Origin of the sequence: Salipiger sp. PrR003 (genome assembly GCF_010500785.1) — a bacterium.
Classification (GTDB): domain Bacteria; phylum Pseudomonadota; class Alphaproteobacteria; order Rhodobacterales; family Rhodobacteraceae; genus Salipiger; species Salipiger pacificus_A.
The window spans coordinates 87,072-108,430 of sequence record NZ_JAAGOV010000032.1; the positions used below are offsets into that span (position 1 = coordinate 87,072).

Below are 21,359 nucleotides of genomic sequence, written 5' to 3' on the forward strand. Positions count from 1 at the left end.
CTTGCGAACAACAAAGCCCCGGGGGATCGCCCGGGGCTTTTTCTTTTTGACCGGGGTTTGGCAACGTCAGCCCGCCAGAGCCGCCTCGACGTCCTTGGTCCAGCCAAGATACATCGCCTCGCCCGCCACGATCAGCGGCCGCTTCATCAATGTCGGGTGGTTGGCAAGCAGATCTTTCGCCGGGCGCGCGCGCTGCGCCTCATCAAGCTCGCGCCATGTGGTCGAGCGGGTGTTCACCAGCTTGTCGCCGAATTCCGCAAGCGCGCTGTCGATCACCTCGCCGGGCACACCGTCGGCCCGGACGTCGCGAAACTCGGCCTCGGGCAGGGCTTTCAGCGCCTTTCGGCAGGTATCACACGTTTTCAGCCCGTATATCAGCATCCGCCATCTCCTTGAACTCTTGGGGCACTATTTATTGCCTAATGCCGCGACTGCGAAGCGTTTCTCTTGATTTTTGCAGGCACCGTGCAACTCTTGGCCCGTGACCTTCGATGATCAGAGCCGGAAAGCCTCGATTTTACCGCGTTTTCGACCGGGACAGGCATTCCTCCCGCTGAGAGGCGAATGTGACGCGGCGCCCGCATTACGGGTAGAAACAGGAAAGTTGGAAGGAGCACGGACACATGCCGAGCGGCACCGTGAAATGGTTCAATACCACCAAAGGCTACGGCTTCATCGCGCCCGAAGAGGGGGGCAAGGATGTCTTCGTTCATATCTCGGCCGTCGAACGTTCGGGGCTTACCGGCCTCGCGGACAATCAGAAAGTGAGCTACGAGCTCAAGGAAGGCCGCGATGGACGCATGATGGCGTCCGATCTGAAAACACTTTAATAACAAAATCTTACATCGCATGACCCCACCCCACCTGGGGTTGGGTCCCCGCGGGGGTGTACCCGCACACGTCAGCCCGTAGCGGGACTGGCGATAGCCGGCGTTGCAGTCCGGCGTGCAGTCATTGCGATTGCAAGCGCCGCGCCTCCTGCCCCGCCAGGCGGATCAGATCCGTCATGAAGGGTTTATCCAGATCCTCGGTGCGGGTCGCGGCGTAGAGGTGCCGGGTGATCCCCGCCTCGGTCAATGGCCGGGTGATGTAATCGGAATTGTATTTCACTTCGCGCACAACCCAATCGGGCAAAACCGCGACACCACGATTCGAGGCAACCAAAAGCAGAATCACTGCAGTCAGCTCGACTTGGCGAATCGCCGCCGGTTCGACCTTCGCCGGGGACAGCAATTGCGAGAATATATCGAGCCGCGCCCGATCCACCGGATAGGTGATCAGCGTCTCGCCGCGGAAGTCCTGCGCCTCGATCCAGGGCTTTCCGGCCAGCGGGTGCGAGGCCGCCGCGACGAAAACCGGGTGATACTCAAAGAGCGGCGTGAACGTGACGCCGGGCAGATCCTCGGGATCGGACGAGATCACCACGTCGACCTCTTCCTTCATCAGCGCCGGCAGCGCGTCGAAGGCGAGCCCCGGGCGGATGTCCACGTCGACATCGCCCCAGCTCTTGCGGAAGCTCTCGAGCACCGGGAACAGCCATTCGAAACAGGCATGACATTCGATGGCGATATGCAGCCGCCCGGCCGAGCCCGCGCGCAACCCGTCGAACTCGGCCATCGCTGCCTCGACCTGCGGCAGCACCTGGTCGGCGAGGCGCAGCAGGCGCAGACCCGCCGCCGAGAGCTTCATCGGCTTGGACCGGCGCACGAAGAGCTCGACCCCCGCCTGATCCTCGAGCCCCTTGATCTGGTGAGAGAGGGCCGATTGCGTTATGTTGAGCTGATCGGCCGCACGCGCGAGACCCCCGGCCTCGTGGATGGCCTTGATCGTGCGCAGGTGACGAAACTCGATATGCATCCCAGTGTTCGCCTCATGTTGTTCTTGAGAAGTATGAGTTTGTCTCACAAAGGTTCATGTGTCACAAGGACCGAAATCCAAACTCGGAGTCCCGGCCAATGACGCGCCCCGACATCTCTTTCGAATTCTTCCCGCCCCGCAACATCGAGGCGACCTTCCGGCTGTGGGACACGGTGCAGGCGCTCTCGCCGCTCGGTCCGCGCTTCGTGTCGGTCACCTATGGCGCCGGCGGTACCACCCGCGAGCTGACCCGTGACGTCGTCGCCACCCTGCACAAGAACTCCGGCCTCAAGGTCGCGGCGCATCTGACCTGCGTCGACGCGACCCGCGAGGAAACGCTGGCGATTGCGCGCCAGTTCAAGGAGGCCGGCGTGAACGACATCGTCGCGCTCCGCGGCGATCCGCCCAAGGGCGCCAGCGGCTTCACTCCCCACCCCGAGGGCTTCAACTCGTCCGTAGAGCTGATCGAGGCGCTGCGCGAGGCGGGCGACTTCACCATCCGCGTCGGGGCCTATCCCGACAAGCACCCCGAAGCGCCTTCGGCCACCGCCGATGTCGAGTACCTCAAGCGCAAGTTCGACGCCGGCGCGTCCGAGGCGCTGACCCAGTTCTTCTTCGAGGCCGAGAGCTTCTTCCGCTTCCGCGACGCCTGCGAGAAGGCCGGCATCGACAAGCCCATCGTGCCAGGCATCCTGCCGATCGAGAACTGGAAGGGCGCGCGCCGCTTCGCCGAAGCCACCAGCACCAAGATCCCCGCCTGGGTGATCGAGGCCTTCGAGAAGGCCGAGCGCGACGACCGGCAGGACCTGCTGGCGACAGCCATGTGCACCGAGCTCTGCAACGAGCTGCTGGAGGGCGGCGTCGAGAAGCTGCACTTCTACACGCTCAACCGCCCCGAGCTGACCCGCGACGTATGCCACGCGCTCGGCGTGGTGCCGGACAGCAAGCTCGAGAACGTGGCCTGAGCGCCCCCGGCGCACGATAAGGCCAAGATCACGCGATGTGCGCCGGTCCGTCGTTGCGGGCCGGCGTTGCTTTTTCTGCCCCCCGAAACCGTCGCACGCCGAGACGCGCGATGGCGTTGCCCACTTTCCGTCCAATCTCGGCATCTTAGATGTTTGTTGACGCCGCGCCTGTTCCCTTGCCGGGCGCCATCCGCTTAACTGGACCCGGGGCAGAGACGAAGGAACAAGACGTGCGGCTAGCGGTATTCACCGATCTCGATGGGACCCTGCTCGACCACGGCACCTATTCCTACGCCCCCGCGCGGCCCGCGCTCGATGCGCTCAAGAAGCGCGGCATCCCGCTCATCCTCGCCTCCTCCAAGACCGCCGCCGAGATCGGCCCCCTGCATCGCGAATTGGGCCTCGGTGACTGGCCCGCCATTGTCGAGAACGGCGCCGACCGGATCAGCCCCGGCGCCCTTTCGGAAGACGCAGCCGACTATCAGAAGCTCCGCGCCGCATTGGCCGAAGTGCCCGAGCACGCCCGCCTTTTCAGAGGCTTCGGCGACATGGATGCCGAGGAGGTGGCGCGGGTCACCGGCCTGTCTCTGGATTGCGCCGAACTGGCCCGCAAGCGGCGCTTCACCGAGCCCGGCCTCTGGTCTGGCAGCGAGGCCGAACAGGACGCCTTCCTTGCCGCGCTTGCGCAAACAGGCATCCACGCGCGCAAGGGCGGGCGCTTTCTCACCCTTTCCTTCGGCGGCACCAAGGCGCAGCAGATGGCGGGGATCCTGACCGACCTCGGCTGCGATACGTCCATCGCGCTCGGCGATGCGCCCAATGACATCGAGATGATCGAGGCCGCCACCCACGGCGTGATCATCCGCAACGACCATGGCAACGGCATCCCGCCCCTGCCCGGCGAGCAGACGGGACGTATCCGCCGCACCGCCCTGCCCGGCCCCGAGGGCTGGAACGCCGCCATCCTCCACCTACTTGCAGACCTCGGGCTTTAGGAGACCTCCGCCATGGCCGACTTCCACCAGAACGGCAATATCGCCCAGTTCCACAACCTGCGCTCGCGCCCGATCGAGGAGATGGTCTACGAGCTTGAAACCTACGCGCAGAGCCGAAAGATCTCGCTGATCCTGCCCTCGCTCTATTCCGAGCTAGAGGGCGACGCGCTTCCGGACATCCTCAAGGAACTGAGCAAGGTCACCTATCTGCACCGCATCGTCATCGGGCTCGACCGCGCGAACGAGGCGCAATACCGCCACGCCCGCCAGTTCTTTTCCATGCTGCCGCAGCAGACCACGGTGATCTGGAACGACAGCCCGCGGATGCAGCAGATCATGGGCAGGCTCGAGGAGCTCGGCCTCGCCCCGCAGGAGCCCGGCAAGGGCAAGAACGTCTGGGGCTGCATGGGCTATCTCATCTCCTGCGCCGACAGCGCCGTGATGGCGATCCACGACTGCGACATCGTCACCTACACGCGCGAGATGCTCGACCGGCTGGTCTACCCGGTGGCCAATCCGAGCTTCAGCTACCAGCTCTCCAAGGGCTACTACCCCCGCGTCGGCGGCGGCAAGCTGAACGGCCGGGTCACCCGCCTCTTGGTTTCTCCGCTGCTCATCGCGCTCAAGCGCACCATCGGGGATCGCGACTACATCGATTACCTGCGCGCCTTCCGTTACCCGCTTTCGGGCGAGATGGCGCTGCGCACCGGACTGCTGCCCGACCTGCGCATTCCCTCGGACTGGGGGCTGGAGATCGGCGTGCTGTCCGAAGCCTGGCGCAACCTTGGCCCGCGGCAGGTCTGCCAGGTCGAGATCGCCGACATCTACGACCACAAGCACCAGGACCTCTCGCCCGAGGACGCCAGCCAGGGGCTCTCGCGCATGTCGGTCGATATCTGCAAGGCGATTTTCCGCAAGCTCGCTGCCGACGGGACCGTGTTTACCCCGCATGTCTTCCGCACGCTCAAGGCCACCTACTACCGCTCGGCGCTCGACCTGCTCGAGGCCTATTCGGCGGATGCCAAGATGAACGGGCTGACCATCGACCGCCACGCCGAGGAACGCAGCATCGAAATGTTCGGCGAAAACATCGTCCGCGCCGGTCAGCTCTTCATCGAGAACCCGCAGGAGACACCCTTCATCCCGACGTGGAACCGGGTGCACTCGGCCGACCCCAGCCTGCTGGCAGACTTCCGCGCCGCCGTGGCCGCCGACGATGCCGAGTTCGGCTGACCGCCACAAGAACCTCACGTCACCGTGAACTCAAAAGCCCGCGACGTCGCGTCTCTCGCCGCGCCCTCACATTGACCTGACCCAACTCTCGTCCGAGTAACTGTTTTTTAGCCCTGCCCGCGCCGGTCCTCCCAGTTCCGGCCTCCCCGCGGGGCGCTTCTGATCAAAGGAGGAGAAGAATGGGTCTCATCGGGATCATTCTGTCGCTGGGCTTGCTGATGTACCTGGCATACCGCGGCATCAACGTGCTGATCCTAGCACCGCTTCTGGCCATGCTCGCCGTGCTGTTTTCGGGCGGTCTGCCGGTCATGGCCACCTATACGCAGGTCTTCATGCAGTCGCTCGGCGGCTACGTGATCACCTACTTCCCGCTGTTCCTGCTCGGCGCGATCTTCGGCAAGGTCATGGCCGACGGCGGTGCCGCGCGCACCATCGCCGAGAAAATCGTCGAATGGGTCGGCGGTGACCGCGCGATCCTCGCGGTCGTGCTCGCCTGCGGCGTGCTGACCTTTGGTGGCGTGTCGCTCTTCGTGGTGGCCTTCGCCATCTACCCGATCGCCAACGCGCTGTTCCGCCGCGCCGACGTGCCCAAGCGCCTGCTGCCCGCAGCCATCGCGCTCGGCTCGTTCACCTTCACCATGACCGCCTTCCCCGGCACCCCGGCGATCCAGAACGCGATCCCGATCCCGTTCTTCGGCACCAACGTCTTTGCCGCGCCTCTGCTTGGCACGCTGGCCGGCCTCATCATGCTCGGCGGCGGCACGCTCTGGCTGAGCCGCCGCGCCAAGGCCGCTCAGGCCCGGGGCGAAGGCTACGGCGTGCACGAGCGCACCGCCGCCGACAGCTCGCTGCCCGAGGATGCCAACATGCCCGGCATCGGCGCGGCGATCCTGCCGGTGATCACAGTGATCGCGCTCAACGCGCTGCTCACCTACGTCGTCTTCCCGAACATGAACGCCGACTACCTCGCCGAAGCGCAATACGGCGAGACCTCGCTGTCGCGCGTGGCGGGCATCTGGGCGATCATCATCTCGCTGGTCGTGTCGATCGTGCTGGCGCTGGCGCTGAACTGGCGCCGCTTCGCCGACGTCAAGGAGACGGTGAACAAGGGCACGATGGGTTCGCTGCTGCCGATCTTCAACACCGCCTCCGAGGTCGGCTATGGCGCGGTGATCGCCTCGCTGCCCGCCTTCGGGCTGATCCGCGACGCGGTTCTGGGGCTCTTCCCGAACAACCCGCTGGCCTCGCTGGCGGTGGCGGTGAACGTGCTTGCGGGGATCACCGGTTCGGCCTCGGGCGGCATGTCGATCGCGTTGAAGGCGCTCGGCGAGCAATTCGCCGCCATGGGTGCCGAACAGGGCATCAGCATGGAGCTGATGCACCGGGTCACGGCGCTGTCGTCGGGCGGCTTCGACGCGCTGCCGCACAACGGCGCGGTGATCACCCTCCTGGCGATCACCGGCATGACCCACAAGAAGAGCTACGCGGACATCTTCGTGGTGGCCGTGGCGATCCCGGTGGTGGCGACGATCACGGTGATCGTGCTCGGCTCGCTGGGTCTCTGACCCTCGCGGCACGGGAAACGCGAAACGGGGCGCCTCTGGGCGCCCCGTTTTCATACCGGCGCTTAGACCTCGCCCGCCTTGCGCCGCTTGCGCCGACCGTAGGTTGCGACCCGCCAGAGGTAGAGCCCGACGATCCCCACCACGACGGCCGTCGACACCGGGTCAAGCCAGCCTGCCACCAGCCCGTATTGCGCCTGTAGCAGGTAGCCCGCCATCGCGAGCACCGTCGTCCAGCTCACCGTGCCAACGGTGGTGAAGGCCAGGAAGCTCGCCATCGGCATCCGCGCCACACCGGCGGGGACCGAAATGAAGGTGCGCACGGTCGGGATGAGCCGCCCGATCAGCACCGCGCTGCCGCCATGACGGTCGAACCACGCCTTGGAGCGATCAAGATCTTCGGGCAGGATGGTCAGCCAACGTCCGTGCCGCGCCGCCAGCCGCTTCAGCCGCTGCGTGCCGAGCCGCCGTCCAATCCAGTACCAGAAGAGCGCGCCGGCAAGCGAGCCGAGCGAGCCCGCCACGATCACCGCAAGCAGGTGCTCGCGCCCCGCGGCCGCGTTGAACCCGCCGAGCGGCATGATGAGTTCGGAGGGGATGGGTGGGAAGACGTTCTCGAGGAACATCAGCACGGCGATGCCGATCGCCCCCACCGCGTCGACAAACCCCGAGATCCAGTCGAACATATCGCCCTCCGCTTGACGTCTGACAGCGCAACGCGCCCGCCCGCCGCCGGGTTCACGCGATCTGCGAGATAGGTCTCTCTAGCAGAGAAAGATATCACGAAAGACCCGCGCGCAGCGCCGCAGGGGCAGAGCCGCCTCTCGGCCTTCCATCGCCTGCCGCCCGCCAGTCCCTAGCCGCGGTTCGAGATCCATCGGCACTGGTAGGGTGCCAGCGAAACCGCCCCGGCCTCGATGGTCTCGCCCGACAAGAGGTCGATCCAATGTTCGTCAGCGATGAGGTTCAGCCCCTCGTGCGGGATCACCACCTCCTCGTCCGAGCAGTTGTGCAGCGCGAAGATCGACTGTGCCCGGTCCAAAGATTGCCGCCATAGCCCGAAGACCCGTTCGTCGAGATTGAGGGTGAACTGCGTGGCATTGGGATGGAAGCCCGCCTGCGCCGAGCGCAGGGCCAGCCGCTCCGAGAGCATCTCGAGCACCTGCGCGTGCACCGTCTCGGGATCGTCCAACAGGGCGTTGAGCTCCGCGTAATTCCAACGGTGGCGGTTGATCGCCCGGTTCATGCCGCGCCGCTGCACCGCCTCGATGTCATTCGGCGTTCCGAGCATCGAGTGGATGTAGAATGCCGGAATGCCTTCGAGCGACATGACGATGGTCTGCGAGCAGAGGAAGCGTGCGAGGTGGTTGTCGTCCTCGCCCTTGTAGGTCCTCGCCATGGCCGCGAAGAACGCGCAGTTGAGCTCGTAGACGCTCTCGCCGCCGCCGGGCAGCGAGCGCATCGAGGCAAGCCCGCCAAGCGCGCGCGCCGTGTCGATCACCCGGGCCACCTCTTCCGGCGGCAGCAGCCCCTCGGCGGGACGCATGCCGATGCCGTCGTGGCTGGCGGTGAAGTTGAGATAGGCGCAGCCAAGCGGCGCCGGCGGCATCGCCCGCTGCCAGTCGTTGAGGTATTTCGCCGTCCCCGCCATCATCGCGTGCAGCACAAGCGGCGGCAGCGGGAAGTTGTAGACCATATGCGCCTCGTTGCGGTTGCCGAAGTACGACAGGTTCTCGGCCTTGGGCACATTGGTCTCGGTCAGCAGGATGATGCTTTCGGTGGCGTAGTCGGCAAGCAGCCGCAACAGCCGGATCACCGCATGGGTCTGCGGCAAGTGGATGCAGTTGGTGCCGATCTCCTTCCACAGGAAGGCGACGGCATCGAGCCGGATGATCCGCACGCCCCTGTCGACGTGCAGGCGGATGATCCGCAGGATCTCCAAAAGCACCTCGGGGTTGCGGAAATCGAGGTCGATCTGGTCGTGGCTGAAGGTGCACCAGACGTGGCGCGTGCCCATCGCCGTCTCGACCTCCTGCAGCAGCGGCGTGGTGCGCGGCCGGACCACCATCGACAGGTCGTCCGAGGGCTCGGCCTCGAAGAAGAACCCGTCATAGGGTTTCTGCCCCTGACGGTAGGCGTTGAACCAGACCCCCTGCGAGGACACGTGGTTGAGCACCAGATCGGACATCAGGTGGAATTCGTCGCCGATGCGGGTGATGTCGACCCAGTCGCCAAGCTGCGGGTTCACCTTGCGATAGTCGGTAACCGCGAAGCCGTCATCCGAGGTGAAGGGGAAGAATGGCAGGATGTGCACCCCGTTCACCACCCCCTTCATACGCCGCAGCAGGAAGTCGTTCATCAGGTCGAGCGGCTTGTGGTTGCCGTCGATCAGGCTGTCGCCGTAGGTGATCAGCACCGCGTCTTTCTGCGACCAGAGGTTGTTGCCGGGTTTGCGCGGCTGTCGGCGGCGGCCCTTGGCTTCAGGCCAGAAGGCATCGATGACCTGGCTGGAAAGGATGTCGGCGTTGAGGTCGGGGTAGATGAAGTGGAGCAGTTCCGAAAGGCGGGCGCTGAAGGAGGTCTCGGTCATGAAAACGGGTCTCGACGGGTCCGGGTTGAGAGGACCGGAAGGCCAGGGACGGCACGGAATTCCGGGCACTTACCCTTGGGGTAAGCAATGAGCCCCGCTTTCACAAGAGTTTACTCCCCGCGCCTGGCCTCTTCGCTCTGCCCCGCTCCCCCGGCGGCCGGAGATTGGGCAGAGTTTCCGAAAGCGGCCCTGTCGCATCCTCGTGGAAACATGTCGCGCCAGCGCGACGCTTCGGCCCGATCTTGCCGCAGGATCGGGCTGCAATCCGCTTGACCTCGCCCGGCGCAGGCGGCAGCGATCTGTCCAGGCCTCAAATCCAGAAAAGAAACGCCCTCCCATGAGTTCCTCCTACGCCCTCACCGTGCACTGTCCCTCCACCCGCGGCATCGTCGCCGCCGTCGCCGGCTTCCTCGCCGAGCAGGGCTGCAACATCACCGACAGCGCCCAGTTCGACGACCTCGGCACCGGCAGCTTCTTCATGCGGGTGAGCTTCCGCAGTGAGACCGGCGCGGAGCTGGCCGAGCTCGAGGCCGCCTTTGCCGCGGTGGCCGAGGAGTTCGGCATGGAGTTCGCCTTCCACGATGAGGCCACCAAGATGAAGGTCGTGGTGATGGTTTCGCGCTTCGGGCATTGCCTGAACGACCTGCTCTACCGCTGCCGCATCGGCGCGCTGCCGATCGAGATCGTCGCGGTGATCTCCAACCACATGGACTACCAGAAGGTGGTGGTGAACGCCGATATCCCCTTCCACTGCATCAAGGTGACCCGCGAGAACAAGCCGCAGGCCGAGGCGGCGATCATGCAGGTGGTCGAGGAGTCGGGCGCCGAGCTGATCGTGCTCGCCCGCTACATGCAGATCCTCAGCGACGAGATGTGCCGCAAGATGTCGGGGCGGATCATCAACATCCACCACAGTTTCCTGCCGTCGTTCAAGGGCGCAAACCCCTACAAGCAGGCGTTCCAGCGCGGCGTGAAGCTGATCGGGGCGACCTCGCATTACGTCACTGCGGACCTCGACGAAGGCCCGATCATCGAGCAGGACACCGTGCGCGTCACCCACGCGCAATCGCCCGAGGACTACGTCTCGCTCGGCCGCGATGTCGAGGCACAGGTGCTGGCCCGCGCCATCCACGCCCATGCCCACCGCCGGGTGTTCCTCAACGGCGACAAGACCGTCGTCTTCCCCGCCTCGCCGGGCTCCTACAGCTCCGAGCGGATGGGCTGAGGGCTGTTGACCCCGGGGCCAGCCTTCGGCGCGCCCCCGGGGAACACCTGCCCGGAAATTCATTCGGCCTGCAGGTGCCAGGCGGGCGTTTTCGTAGCCGGCGCTGGGGGCGGCCAGCCTCGGGCTTTTGGAATACTGTCGTCACCATCCTGCCACCCCTACCCACCGTTTCAGGGTGTTGCATGTCATCGCAACAAGGCGTTTCCGGAATGACCGCAGCGATCGAACCTCTGTCCGTCTGGCGCAGGCTCAGGAGGTCTTTGGCATCCGCCGGGTGACCTTCTACCGGTGGGCAGCCGCCGGACAGATTCGCATCTATAAGAAGGGTGAGATTTCGCTGCTCAAAGTCTCGGAGATCGAGACATTCCTCGAAAGCCGTACCGAAGTGTTGCAAGACGTTGCGTCGCAATGCGCGAGCGCTTGGGGGGCTACTTCGGGGGGAATGCCGTAGAGGCAGACTTTCACTTTCCTGCCTTTTCAGCAACTTGGGCGGGAATATGGTGCCCCCACACGGACTCGAACCGCGGACCTACTGATTACAAATCAGTTGCTCTACCAGCTGAGCTATAGGGGCACCGTGCGCAGAGGCATATGCCAGCTTCGCCCCCTTGTGCAAGAGCGATTCAGCGATTTGCGCGTGCCAGAAGACCGACCGCAGAAAGCCCCACGCCAATCACCAGAACCGCCGCCGGGGCGGCGCCTCCGAGGTTTTCCAGCGAGGCCTGGTCGTGCACCCGCGTGGCGAGGGTCTCATAGTTGAACGGGCGCAGCAGCAGCGTCGCCGGCAGTTCCTTGACGCAATCCACGAAGACCAGCAACAAGGCCGAGGCGACGGAGCCGCGCATCAGCGGCACGTAGACCTCGCGCAGGGTCTGGCCCTGGGTGCGGCCGAGCGAGCGCGCGGCACGGGCGAGATTGGGCGAGATCCGCGCCATCGCCGCATCTGCCGCGCCCTGCGCGATGGCGAAGAAGCGCACGAAATAGGAGAGCACCAGCGCAAAGGCCGAGCCTGTGAGCACGAGGCCGATATCGATGCCGGTGACCGCCTCGACCGTATCCGCCAGCGCGTGGTCCACCGCCGCGAGCGGGATCAGGATACCAACGCCCAGCACCGCGCCGGGCGCGGCGTAGCCGATGGTCGAGACCGGCAGCAGCAGCCGCGGGAGTTGCCGCCCCGAAAGCCGCACGCCGTACACCAGGAAGACCCCGCCGAGCACGGTCAGCACCGCCGCGATACTGCCGACGGTGAGCGTGTGGACCCCGGCCTGCCAGAGCCGCGGGTCGGCCCATGCCTGGGCGTTGTCGATCGCGTGGCCGAGGATCACCCAGGCGGGCAGCACGAACCCCATGCCGAAGGGGATGACGCAGGCCAGGCTCGCCCCCCAGCCGGTGGCACCGCGCAGCGCGGTACGCGCCACCGGCCGGTGGCGCGAGGAGAGGTTGAAAAAGCGCATGCGGCGGCGCGATCCCTTCTCGAGCAGCACCAGCACGATGACCAGCGCCAGCACCGTCCCGGCAATCTGGGCCGCGCCGCCGGCGTTGTTGCTTTGCAGCCAGACGCTGAAGATGCCGGTGGTCAGCGTCTGCACAGAAAAGTAATCCACGGTGCCGAAATCGTTCACCGCCTCCATCATGGCGATTGCCATGCCCGCCGCGATCGCCGGGCGGGCGAGTGGCAGGCCGACCCGCCAGAACCGGGCAAAAGCGCCCTGCCCCAGCGAGCGCGCGACCTCGTCGGCGCTGCCCGGCTGCTCGCGGAAGGCGTTGCGGGCCAGCAGGTAGACGTAAGGGTAAAGCGCCGCCGAGAGCACGATGATCGCCGCCCCCATCGAGCGGATCTCGGGGAACCAGTAGTCGCGCGAGGTTTTCCAGCCGAAAATCTCGCGCAGCCCGGTCTGCACCGGCCCGGCATATTCGAGGAAATCGACCAGCGCGTAGGCCCCCACATAGGCCGGGATCGCCAGCGGAAGCAGCAGCAGCCATTCGAGCCAGCGCCGCCCCGGGAACTCGTAGCGCGCCACTAGCCAGGCGGCGCCCGAGCCTGCCGCCCCCGCCAGAAGCCCGACGCCCGCCATCAGCTTCAGCGTATTGCCGAAATAGCGCGGCAGGGTCGTCGAGATTAGATGCGGCCAGATGTTTTCCGAGGGAAACAGCGCGATCCAGAGCACCGCAAGGATCGGCGCGATAACCACGGCGGCGATCAGGGCGGCGCCGAGCGACCAGGGGTTCGGCAAGGCGCGCGCCAGCGACAGGCGGGCACGGCGCGGGGCGCTGTTGTCGGCAAGGCTCATGAGGGCTCCTTCGTGATCCGCCCCGGGCGGCGCGCGGTTTTCCTTGGCTCTGATCCGGGTATAGTCCCTGCCGTTGGTAACCGAAAGTGCAGGTCATGCAGGTCATTCTCCATATCGGCGCGCAATGCACGGACGAGGATCGCCTGCTCAGGGGACTGCTGCGCAACGCAGGCGAGCTTCACCGCGAGGGCATCGCCGTTCCCGGCCCGTCGCGCTACCGCATGCTCCTGTCGGAAGCCATCAGCGCCCTCGGCGCCGAGAAGCCAACCCCCGAGGCGCGCGAGGTGCTGCTGGACGCCATCCTCAGCGAGGATCCCGGACAGGTCTCCCGGCTCATCCTCAGCCACGAGACGCTCTTTTCGGTGCCCAAGCTCGCGCTGGAGGGTGGCACGCTCTACCGCAAGGCCGAGCGGCGGCTGCAGGCGATCGCCCGGCTGTTCGAGGGGGATGAGCTGCAGATCTTCTTCGGGCTGCGCGATTTCGCCACATGGCTGCCGGCCATGCTGCGCGCCACGCCGCACGAGACGCTCGAGAGTTTCCTGTCGGGCGCCGACCCGATGAAGCTGCGCTGGTCCGATCTCGTGATGCGGCTGCGGCGCGCTCTGCCCGGTGTGCCGATCACGCTCTGGTGCAACGAGGACACGCCGCTGCTCTGGGGGCAAATCCTGCGCGAGGCGGCGGGGATCGCAGCCGAGCGGAAGATCACCGGCAGCTTCGACATCTTCTCCGAACTCGTCAGCCCCGAGGCGATGCAGCGCTTCCGCGGCTTCCTGCGCGAGAACCCCATGGTCAGCGAAGCGCAGAAACGCCGGGTCATGACCGCCTTCCTTGAGAAATACGCCCTGCCCGGGGTGATGGAGGAAGAGCTCGACATGCCGGGATGGGACGCCGCCTATGTGGACATGCTGACCGGGCTCTACGACGAGGACGTTTGGCAGATGGCACAGATGGACGGGGTGCGGGTGCTGACGCCCTGAACGCGTGGCCGCATCCGGAGGATCCGGGGGCTCCGCCCCTGCCGCCGCGCGGCTCCGCCGGGATAGTTATGTCAGGAAAAAGACGGGGAGGTCTTCCCTCCGGGAGGGACCGGGGCCCGCGCCCCGGTCCGGGATGTTCGAGGGGGCTGGCGCGGCGGCTCAGTCCATGCCGAGCGCGGCCTTGTACATCTCGAGCACGGCCTCTTCCTCGGCGATGTCGTCCTTGTCGCGCTTGCGCAGCGCGATGACCTTGCGCATCACCTTGGTGTCGTAGCCGCGGCCCTTTGCCTCGGCCATGACCTCTTTCTGCTGGTCGGCGATTTCCTTCTTTTCGAGCTCGAGCCGCTCGAAGCGCTCGATGAACTGCTTCAGCTCGCCTGCGGCGACGCCATAGGCGTCGGACCCATTGTCCTGCATCTCGTCAACTCCTGCCTGGTTTTCTGCCGGTATCGCCGGTTTGACTACCCCCCGGCGCCGCCCTCATCAAGCCCGATCCGGCGCGCCGGGCAGATGCCGCCGAGGGTTGCGAGGCGGGCGGCGATGCAGTACCCGCCCCGAAAGCGCCGACGGGCGGCGCGAACAGAGGATAGTGCGCCATGGAATGGCTGATCTGGCTGGGTGCGGCGGTCTCGCTCGCGGGGCTTCTGGGGCTTTTCGGATGCATCATCAAGGTCTGGAGCGCCAAGCGCGCCGGGCTCGATGACGACGGGCTGCGCGAGGTGATGCGCAAGATCGTGCCGCTGAACATGGCAACGCTGCTGCTGTCGGTCTTCGGCCTTGCGATGGTGATGGTCGGCATCCTGCTCGGCTGAGCCCACAGGTCTACCGCTGGGGCCAGTCCGCACCGCCGGTGGTGACCAGATCGTCCCAAAGCGGGTGCGGCGCCCAGAAGGCGCGGTCGGGATGCGCCACCGCCGCCAGCGCCTCGCGCACCGCCCGCGCGCCCATGCGCAGCGCCGCCAACATCGGCCCGCCACGCCAGCGCGGCATCTCGAGCACCTCCAGCGCCACCAGATCGAGATCGGAAGCGCGGCGCAGCATGCCCGCGGCCAACATCCGCGCGCCTTCGTTGGCCATGGCGCCGATCAGCAGCAGGCGCAGCATATCTGCCGGCAGTGCCGGGGCAGCCGGACGGCGGGCGACGACAAGGGCGTCGACCTCGGCGCTGGCCAGAGGCACACCCGCTTCGGTCCAGTCGTAGAAGCCCGCGCCATTCTCGCGGCCCATGCGCCCGCTCTCGGCAAGCGCGCTGGCCCAGTTCACCGCGCCCTCGGCCCGGGTCTGCGCGCCGAGACGCGACAGCCCCATCTGGTCGCGGCGCAGGAAAGGCCCGCGGCGCCAGCCCCAGTCACGGCAGGCGGCATCGATCGCCTCGGGACTCTGGCCCATGTCCACCAGCGCATCCGCGGCGCGGCACCACGCGTCGAAGAGGCGCCCGCCAAGGCTCTCGCCCCCCGAGCGGACGCGGATCGCGAGGCAGCCCATCTGCTGCGCCAGCGCCTCTGCCTCGGCGATCTGCTCGACCTGCGCTTCTGGCCCGGCGATCACCTCGACCAGCCTCGCGCCAAGCGGCGCCGGAGCGAAGCGCAGCCCGACCTCGCGCACCCGTCCCGGGTAAGCGACGAGTCGGCTGACCCCCGCGGGCGCCGCCACCTCGCGCTGACCCGGCCCCGCCAGCAGGATACACCCGGCACTGCGCGCCATGTCGGCCGGGGCGCCGACGCGCAAGCGCGACAGGCGTTCCTCGACTTCCTCCTCGGCGATGCTCCCGCCCTGCCGCGCCGCCTCGAGCCGCCGGTGCAGGGCGATCACCCCGTCGTGCAGCACGCCCGGCGCGTCGCAGCCCCAATCGACCCCCGCCGCGACCGGCAGAAGCGCCTGCACCAGCGGCAGGGCCAGTGGCCCCTCTCCCAGCACAGCAACGCGGTGCGGCGCGCGGCGCGCCGGTGTCATGGCAGATGCGGCAGCGCGCTCGGCGGCGGCAACCGCGCGCAGCGCGGCGCTGGCCTCGGTCTCGCGGCAGGTCTCATAGGCGTCGGCCTCGAACTCCAGCCCGCCCGCAAAGGGCAGCAGCTGCGCCGCTTCGACCGCCGCGACGATCTCGGGCGGGGCGGGATTGCCGCCGCCGGCGACCTTGGCGCGGCGGGCGGCGACCGCCTGCTGATAGGCCAGCGGCACGGCAAACCCCTCGCGGCGCTGCGCGGCGGGGCGCGGCCCCAGCCCCTCGGCGCGCAGCTCGGCACAGAAGGCGCGGGTCTCTTCCTCGATCGGGCCCCTGGCGAGATGGTCAATGAGCCCCGCGGGCGCCGCCTCGAGCGTTATGGCCTGCCCCGAAAGCATGAGGTCCAGCGCCTGCCCGGCGCCGACCAGCCGCGGCAGCCGCTGGCTGGCCCCGGCGGCGGGCGTCAGCCCCAGCGCGACGTTGGGCAGTCCAAAGCGCGTGCCCGGCGCGGCGATCCGGTAGTGCGCGGCCAGCGCCAGCTCGGCGCCGGTGCCAAGTGCCGCCCCGTGCATCGCAGCGATCACCGGCTTGGCGCAGGCCTCGACCCGGCGGCAGAGCGTGGCGGGATCGGGGGTGGCATGGGGGCCTTCGAGCTCGGTTGGATCATCACCTTCGGAGAAACAGGCCCCCGCCCCCTGCAACACGATGCAGGCGACGGCGGGGTCGGCCTCGGCCCGGGCAAGTTCGGTGAGAAGCGCGCCGCGCAGTTCGGGCGTCAACCGGTTGGCCGCCTCTCCGGTCATGACCAGCCAGGCGATCCCCTCGCCGATCCGCACCTCAACCGCGCCTGCCGCCTGCGCCATCTGCCCGCCTTTCCGCTTGCCCGCGGGCGCGAGCGCAAACGCCCCGCAGCCCGTCCCTTTCGTCATGCCCTGAGGCATCCCCGCGAGCTAGTGGGTTCCGAAAGGCGCGGCAAGACGAGAATCCGCCGCGCCGCCCTTTCCGGCCGCGCGGCGGTGGTGCCTGCGACTGTCGCAGGCAGGGACCTGCCGATCAGATCGGCATGTTGTCGAAGCGCGCCTCGAGCTCGGCGTCGACTTCGGAGCGTAGCCGATCCCGGACGTGGGACGGCAGCGGCATTCCGCGCGCCCGCGCCTCGCCCGCGAGCCGCTCGAGTTCCGCCAGGAGCGCGGCATGTTCGGCGCCCTGCGCCTCGGCCAGCGCGCGTTCAACCGTTTCGAGGCGGGCTTTCAGTCTGTCATCCATCACACGTCTCCTCCGTGTCGGGGCGCTCAGCCAGAGAGGCTCTTTGGCCGGGCCATGCCTGTGGCGGAGCCGCGGACCGGCTCCGGCAGCTGTTTTCCGGTCCTGCCGAATCGCCGCCCGAAGGCGGCGCCAAGCACGACCGCGGCTCTGCAGGGAGCGACGGGCGCCCCGTGCAAGCCTTGAATTCGCTTGCAATCCTCCCGGGTCGATGCGTCCGGGAGACCGGGTTCGAGGGGCACGGCAGACCCCGTCTGAACGCAGACCATCCTGCACCAACACGCCGATGATGACCATGATATGGGTCAATCGCAACGAATCCTTGAACACACATTCAGTTTTATCTATATGAACGTCAAACGGAGGATCATTCCATGATGACACCTGAGGTCACCGCCTTCTTCGACGAGGCCACCAACACCATCTCCTACGTCGTGCGCGACCCGGCTGGCAGCGCCTGCGCGATCGTCGACAGCGTGCTCGACTTTGATTACGCCTCGGGCCGCACCGACACCCGTTCGGCCGATGCCATCATCTCCTTCGTCAAGGAGAAGGGCTACAAGGTCGACTGGCTGCTCGAGAGCCACGTGCACGCCGACCACCTTTCGGCCGCGCCCTACATCCAGCGCGAGCTGGGCGGCAAGATCGGCATCGGCGAGCGCATCACCGTGGTGCAGGACACCTTCGGCAAGGTGTTCAACGAGGGCACCGAATTCCAGCGGGACGGCTCGCAGTTCGACCGGCTCTTCGAGGAGGGCGACAGCTTCCACATCGGCCAGCTGCGCGGCGACGTGCTGCACACGCCGGGCCATACGCCGGCCTGCCTGACCTACGTGATCGGCGATGCCGCCTTCGTCGGCGACACGCTCTTCATGCCCGACTTCGGCACCGCCCGCTGCGACTTCCCCGGCGGCTCGTCGGAAACGCTCTTTGCGTCGATCCAGAAGATCCTGGCGCTGCCGGACGAGACCCGCATCTTCGTCGGCCATGACTACAAAGCGCCGGGCCGCGACGCCTACGCCTGGGAGACCACCGTGGGCGAACAGAAGGCGCTCAACATCCACGTCGGCAGCGGCAAGTCCGCCGAGGAGTTCGTCAAGATGCGCGACGCGCGCGACGCGACCCTTGCGATGCCCAAGCTGATCATCCCGTCGTTGCAGGTGAACATGCGCGCCGGCCGGATGCCGCCGCCCGACGAAAAGGGAGACGTCTTCCTCAAGGTCCCGGTCAACAAACTCTGACGTCGCAAGACCACCACATGGATACCCGCGCGCTCCGCCTCCAGACGGGGCGCGTCCCCCTCATAAAGAACAGCGGTCACCTCCCGGGGCCGCCGCGTGACAAAGGAACTGCGAATGCCACTCGACTGGATTTGGGGCCTGATCGGCGGCTTGCTGATCGGCATCGGCGGGGCGGTCTACCTGCTCATCAACGGACGGATCATGGGCGCCTCGGGCATCATCGGCGCCTTGGTCGACGGCTCGGCTGGCGACAGCAAGTGGGAGCGTCTGAGCTTCCTTGCGGGGGTGATCCTTCTGCCGATCCTGCTGCTGCCGTTCTATGGCGGCGCGGTCGACACCCACATCACTGACAACATTCCCGTGCTTGTCGCCGCCGGCCTGCTGGTCGGCGTCGGCACGCGGCTGGCCAATGGCTGCACCTCGGGCCACGGTGTCTGCGGCATGTCCCGCCTGTCGTTGCGCGGCTTCGTCGCAACCTGCTGCTACATCCTCGCCGGCGGTGTCGGCGTGGTTATCTTCCGTCACCTGCTGGGAGTGATCTGACATGGGCAATTCCTCTCCGGCCCGCCTGTTTTTCGCCCTCGTCGCCGGCGGTCTCTTCGGCGCTGGCCTTTTCCTGTCGGGCATGACCGACACCGCCAAGGTGCAGGGCTGGCTCGATGTCTTCGGCGCCTGGGATCCGACGCTGGCCTTCGTCATGGGCGGCGCGATGATCCCCATGGCAATCGCCTGGCTCGTCGCCCGTGGCCGGACGCGCGCCGCGCTTGGCACGCCGCTGCCGCCGCAGCCCGGCACGCGGATCGACCGCAAGCTGGTGATCGGCTCGGTGCTTTTCGGCATCGGCTGGGGTCTCGCCGGGCTCTGCCCCGGCCCGTCCATCGCCTCGCTGAGCTACGGCGGCACCGGGCTCTATATCTTTGTCGCGGCGATGCTCACCGGCATGGCCGTGGCCCCTGCCCTGCGCAGGAGACTCGACAACCCCGTGGCGGCGGAATAACCGTTTGGCCATGGATCTGAACCACATCACCCCCCGCTACACCGTCTCGCCGCAGATTGCGGTGGAGGATGTTCCCGCGCTCGCCGAGGCCGGCTTCACCCTGGTCATCTGCAACCGGCCCGACGGCGAAGTCCCGCCCGAACTGCAGGCAGAGACCATCGGCGCCGCCGTGCGCGCCGCCGGCATGGAGTTCGCCGTGCTGCCGGTGACCCACGACGGGCTGACGCTCGACCTCGTGGCCGAGCAGGCCGCGCTGATCGAGAACGCCCCCGGCCCGGTCTTCGCCTACTGCCGATCGGGCACCCGCTGCGCCACGGTCTGGGCCATGGGCCAGGCCGGCAAGATGCCGACCGACGACATCCTGCTGTCCACCGCCAAGGCGGGCTACGCGCTCGACGGGATGCGCCCGACGCTGGACGCCATCGCCGAGCGCGGCTGACCTCGAGCCGATATGACCCGAAGGGCCGCCCCATGGGCGGCCTTTTGCGTATGGAAGGTTTTTCGCCCGCCCGGGCAGCCTCTGACCACTTGTTTCAATCCAGGCGGCAAGGCACCCTGCCTCATGACCAAATTTCTCATCTCGTTCCCGGCCGAAGCCATGCAAATCACCGACGAGGAATTCCCCGAGGTGGTCGCGGCCTCGCATGCGGTGATCGAGGAGGCCAAGGCCGCCGGCGTCTACGTCTTCGGCGGTGGGCTCGATGAGAGCGTAGCCCCGGTGCTGGTCTCGGGCGATGGCAGCGTGTCAGCCGAGATCTATCAGGGCAGCTTCCTGAACGGCGGCTTTACCGTGCTCGAGGTGCCGACGCGGCTGGAGGCGCTGGACTGGGCGCGCCGGATCGCGCAGGCCTGCCGCTGCCCGCAGGAGCTGCGCGAATTCATGTACGACCCAGAAAGCTGACAATACCCACCCCGCAAACGGCCCAACGGACAGGAAAAAATCCGCTGCAGCCCGCAGGAGGCCTTCGCAGCGGCCTCCGCCTCTGGCAAGGTTCGCGGCGACCCGCGACAGGGCGGAGACCAGAGCGAGTGGCCGGATGACCAAGATCACCCTCCAGCGCAGCGCCGAGCTGCCCGACGACCTGCGCGTCGCGCGCTCGCTCAGCGCACCGCACCTCGGCCCGCGGCTGCTGTTCTTCAGCGGCGGCAGCGCACTCAACAAAATCTCGCGTGCGTTGAAGCGCTACACCTACAATTCGGCCCATCTGATCACCCCCTTCGACAGCGGCGGCAGCAGTCAGGTCCTGCGTGAGGCCTTCGACATGCCCGCAGTGGGCGATCTGCGCAGCCGCCTCATGGCGCTGGCCGACGAGAGCGAGCTTGGCCAGCCGGACATCTACGCGCTTTTCAGCCACAGGATGCCCAAGGCGGTGCCGAACGCCCCGCTGCGCGCCGAGGTCGAGGCGATGGTCGCCGGCAGCCACCCGCTGGTCAAGGCGGTCTCCAGCCCCATCGGCCTGCTGATCCGCGACTTCCTGCGCGCCTTCCTCGTCGCGGCGCCGATGGATTTCGACTTCCGCAATGCCAGCATCGGCAACCTCATCCTCGCCGGAGGCTATCTCGCGCATGGACGGCTGCTGGAGCCGGTGCTGTTTCTGATGTCGAAGATGGTCGATGTGCGCGGCACCGTGCGCGGCGTGGTCGATTGCAACCTGCAGCTCGGCGTCGAACTGGCCGACGGGCGGCAAATCCACGGCCAGCGCCAGATCAGCGGCAAGGAGGCACCGCCGATCGACAGCCCCATCGTGCGGCTGTTTCTCAGCGCGCACGACAAGGAGGTTCTGTCGGGCTCGGTGCCGCTGCCCAAGCGCAATCGCAAGCTGATCCGGCAGGCAGATCTCATCTGCTACCCGCCCGGGAGCCTTTTCTCCTCGGTGATCGCCAACCTGCTGCCCGCAGGCGTGGGGCGGACCATCGCGCGCTGCGAGGTGCCCAAGGTCTATGTCCCGAGCCTCGGTACCGACCCCGAGGCGCTGGGGCTGGGTCTGGCGGAGCGGGTGGCCGCGATCCTCGCCCCGCTGCGCGCCGATGCTGGCATGGATGTGCCGAGCACGCGCCTTATGACCCATGTGCTCTGCGACGCCTCCGAGGACCCCGCGGCCTGCGCCGAGGTCACCGCACGCCATGGCATCCCCTGCCACCGTCTGCCGCTGGTCACCGACGAGCCCGAGCGCTACGATCGCGAATTGATGTGCGCCGCGCTGGTATCGATGGTCTGAGG

23 protein-coding genes and 1 tRNA gene are annotated in these 21,359 nt (G+C 67.1%); 15 read left to right on the forward strand and 9 right to left on the reverse strand.

The genetic code is table 11. From position 1 onward, the window contains the following. Positions 1-66 precede the first annotated feature (66 nt). Positions 67-381: an arsenate reductase family protein gene (locus tag G0D83_RS08060; protein ID WP_164191806.1), complete on the reverse strand. Its 315-nt coding sequence runs from the start codon at positions 379-381 to the stop codon at positions 67-69. Between the two features lie 242 nt (positions 382-623). Between G0D83_RS08060 and G0D83_RS08065 the strand changes: the two genes are divergently transcribed. Continuing rightward, positions 624-830 carry a cold-shock protein gene (locus tag G0D83_RS08065; RefSeq protein WP_008885598.1) on the forward strand — a complete coding sequence of 69 codons (207 nt, stop codon included), beginning with the start codon at positions 624-626 and terminating at the stop codon, positions 828-830. 121 nt (positions 831-951) lie between these two features. Here the strand turns inward: G0D83_RS08065 and G0D83_RS08070 are convergent, their stop codons facing one another. After that, on the reverse strand, positions 952-1,857 hold the full coding sequence (locus tag G0D83_RS08070) for a LysR family transcriptional regulator (RefSeq protein WP_164191809.1): 906 nt from the start codon (positions 1,855-1,857) through the stop codon (positions 952-954). Positions 1,858-1,955: 98 nt separating this feature from the next. Here G0D83_RS08070 and metF point away from each other — a divergent pair, with 98 nt between their 5' ends. From metF to G0D83_RS08090, 4 genes are all read left to right on the forward strand, one after another. Further along, positions 1,956-2,822, forward strand: coding sequence for a methylenetetrahydrofolate reductase [NAD(P)H] (gene metF / locus G0D83_RS08075; RefSeq protein WP_164191813.1), 867 nt, complete (start codon positions 1,956-1,958; stop codon positions 2,820-2,822). Positions 2,823-3,052: 230 nt separating this feature from the next. Further along, on the forward strand, positions 3,053-3,817 hold the full coding sequence (locus tag G0D83_RS08080; RefSeq protein WP_370457187.1) for an HAD-IIB family hydrolase: 765 nt from the start codon (positions 3,053-3,055) through the stop codon (positions 3,815-3,817). A 12-nt stretch (positions 3,818-3,829) separates the two neighbouring features. Beyond that, positions 3,830-5,050, forward strand: coding sequence for a glycosyl transferase (locus tag G0D83_RS08085; protein ID WP_164191819.1), 1,221 nt, complete (start codon positions 3,830-3,832; stop codon positions 5,048-5,050). Between the two features lie 179 nt (positions 5,051-5,229). Beyond that, a complete protein-coding gene (locus tag G0D83_RS08090) occupies positions 5,230-6,615 on the forward strand; it encodes a GntP family permease (protein ID WP_164191822.1) in 1,386 nt (461 codons plus the stop codon). Positions 6,616-6,677: 62 nt separating this feature from the next. Here G0D83_RS08090 and G0D83_RS08095 read toward each other — a convergent pair whose 3' ends face one another. Both G0D83_RS08095 and G0D83_RS08100 read right to left on the reverse strand, forming a co-directional pair. Continuing rightward, a complete protein-coding gene (locus tag G0D83_RS08095) occupies positions 6,678-7,298 on the reverse strand; it encodes a DedA family protein (RefSeq protein WP_164191825.1) in 621 nt (206 codons plus the stop codon). A gap of 170 nt (positions 7,299-7,468) precedes the next feature. After that, positions 7,469-9,202: a sugar phosphorylase gene (locus tag G0D83_RS08100; protein WP_164191828.1), complete on the reverse strand. Its 1,734-nt coding sequence runs from the start codon at positions 9,200-9,202 to the stop codon at positions 7,469-7,471. A 337-nt stretch (positions 9,203-9,539) separates the two neighbouring features. Here G0D83_RS08100 and purU point away from each other — a divergent pair, with 337 nt between their 5' ends. Then, on the forward strand, positions 9,540-10,427 hold the full coding sequence (gene purU, locus G0D83_RS08105) for a formyltetrahydrofolate deformylase (RefSeq protein ID WP_164191831.1): 888 nt from the start codon (positions 9,540-9,542) through the stop codon (positions 10,425-10,427). A 175-nt stretch (positions 10,428-10,602) separates the two neighbouring features. Next, on the forward strand, positions 10,603-10,878 hold the full coding sequence (locus G0D83_RS32715; protein WP_370457188.1) for a helix-turn-helix domain-containing protein: 276 nt from the start codon (positions 10,603-10,605) through the stop codon (positions 10,876-10,878). A gap of 47 nt (positions 10,879-10,925) precedes the next feature. Here the strand turns inward: G0D83_RS32715 and G0D83_RS08115 are convergent. Then, positions 10,926-11,001 (reverse strand) — tRNA-Thr (locus tag G0D83_RS08115). Between the two features lie 49 nt (positions 11,002-11,050). Beyond that, on the reverse strand, positions 11,051-12,718 hold the full coding sequence (locus tag G0D83_RS08120; protein ID WP_164191836.1) for an iron ABC transporter permease: 1,668 nt from the start codon (positions 12,716-12,718) through the stop codon (positions 11,051-11,053). Between the two features lie 95 nt (positions 12,719-12,813). Between G0D83_RS08120 and G0D83_RS08125 the strand changes: the two genes are divergently transcribed. Then, positions 12,814-13,695 carry a hypothetical protein gene (locus G0D83_RS08125; protein WP_164191839.1) on the forward strand — a complete coding sequence of 294 codons (882 nt, stop codon included), beginning with the start codon at positions 12,814-12,816 and terminating at the stop codon, positions 13,693-13,695. Between the two features lie 159 nt (positions 13,696-13,854). On the opposite strand, the gene G0D83_RS08130 is transcribed toward G0D83_RS08125, so the two are convergent. Beyond that, complete coding sequence (locus G0D83_RS08130; RefSeq protein ID WP_108965049.1) at positions 13,855-14,112, reverse strand: DUF2312 domain-containing protein; 258 nt, start codon at positions 14,110-14,112, stop codon at positions 13,855-13,857. 179 nt (positions 14,113-14,291) lie between these two features. On the opposite strand from G0D83_RS08130, the gene G0D83_RS08135 reads away from it, so the two are divergent. After that, entirely contained in the window at positions 14,292-14,507 is a 216-nt protein-coding gene (locus tag G0D83_RS08135) for a hypothetical protein (protein WP_164191842.1), read from the forward strand. Between the two features lie 10 nt (positions 14,508-14,517). On the opposite strand, the gene G0D83_RS08140 is transcribed toward G0D83_RS08135, so the two are convergent. Together G0D83_RS08140 and G0D83_RS08145 are read right to left on the reverse strand one after the other, a co-directional pair. Continuing rightward, positions 14,518-16,566, reverse strand: coding sequence for an enoyl-CoA hydratase-related protein (locus G0D83_RS08140; RefSeq protein ID WP_164191845.1), 2,049 nt, complete (start codon positions 16,564-16,566; stop codon positions 14,518-14,520). A gap of 124 nt (positions 16,567-16,690) precedes the next feature. Next, positions 16,691-16,903, reverse strand: coding sequence for a hypothetical protein (locus G0D83_RS08145; RefSeq protein ID WP_164191848.1), 213 nt, complete (start codon positions 16,901-16,903; stop codon positions 16,691-16,693). 374 nt (positions 16,904-17,277) lie between these two features. Here G0D83_RS08145 and G0D83_RS08150 point away from each other — a divergent pair, with 374 nt between their 5' ends. The 6 genes from G0D83_RS08150 (at position 17,278) to G0D83_RS08175 (ending at position 21,357) form a co-directional block, all read left to right on the forward strand. Then, positions 17,278-18,141, forward strand: coding sequence for an MBL fold metallo-hydrolase (locus G0D83_RS08150; RefSeq protein WP_164192348.1), 864 nt, complete (start codon positions 17,278-17,280; stop codon positions 18,139-18,141). 114 nt (positions 18,142-18,255) lie between these two features. Next, positions 18,256-18,684: a YeeE/YedE family protein gene (locus G0D83_RS08155; protein ID WP_164191851.1), complete on the forward strand. Its 429-nt coding sequence runs from the start codon at positions 18,256-18,258 to the stop codon at positions 18,682-18,684. Between the two features lies 1 nt (position 18,685). Further along, positions 18,686-19,138 (forward strand): DUF6691 family protein, encoded by a 453-nt coding sequence (locus G0D83_RS08160; RefSeq protein WP_164191854.1) that lies wholly within the window; start codon positions 18,686-18,688, stop codon positions 19,136-19,138. Between the two features lie 10 nt (positions 19,139-19,148). Then, on the forward strand, positions 19,149-19,577 hold the full coding sequence (locus G0D83_RS08165; RefSeq protein ID WP_164191872.1) for a TIGR01244 family sulfur transferase: 429 nt from the start codon (positions 19,149-19,151) through the stop codon (positions 19,575-19,577). Between the two features lie 123 nt (positions 19,578-19,700). Next, positions 19,701-20,039, forward strand: a complete 339-nt coding sequence (locus tag G0D83_RS08170; RefSeq protein WP_164191875.1) for a YciI family protein — start codon at positions 19,701-19,703, stop codon at positions 20,037-20,039. Between the two features lie 136 nt (positions 20,040-20,175). Beyond that, a complete protein-coding gene (locus G0D83_RS08175) occupies positions 20,176-21,357 on the forward strand; it encodes a GAK system CofD-like protein (protein WP_164191878.1) in 1,182 nt (393 codons plus the stop codon). Positions 21,358-21,359 lie beyond the last annotated feature (2 nt).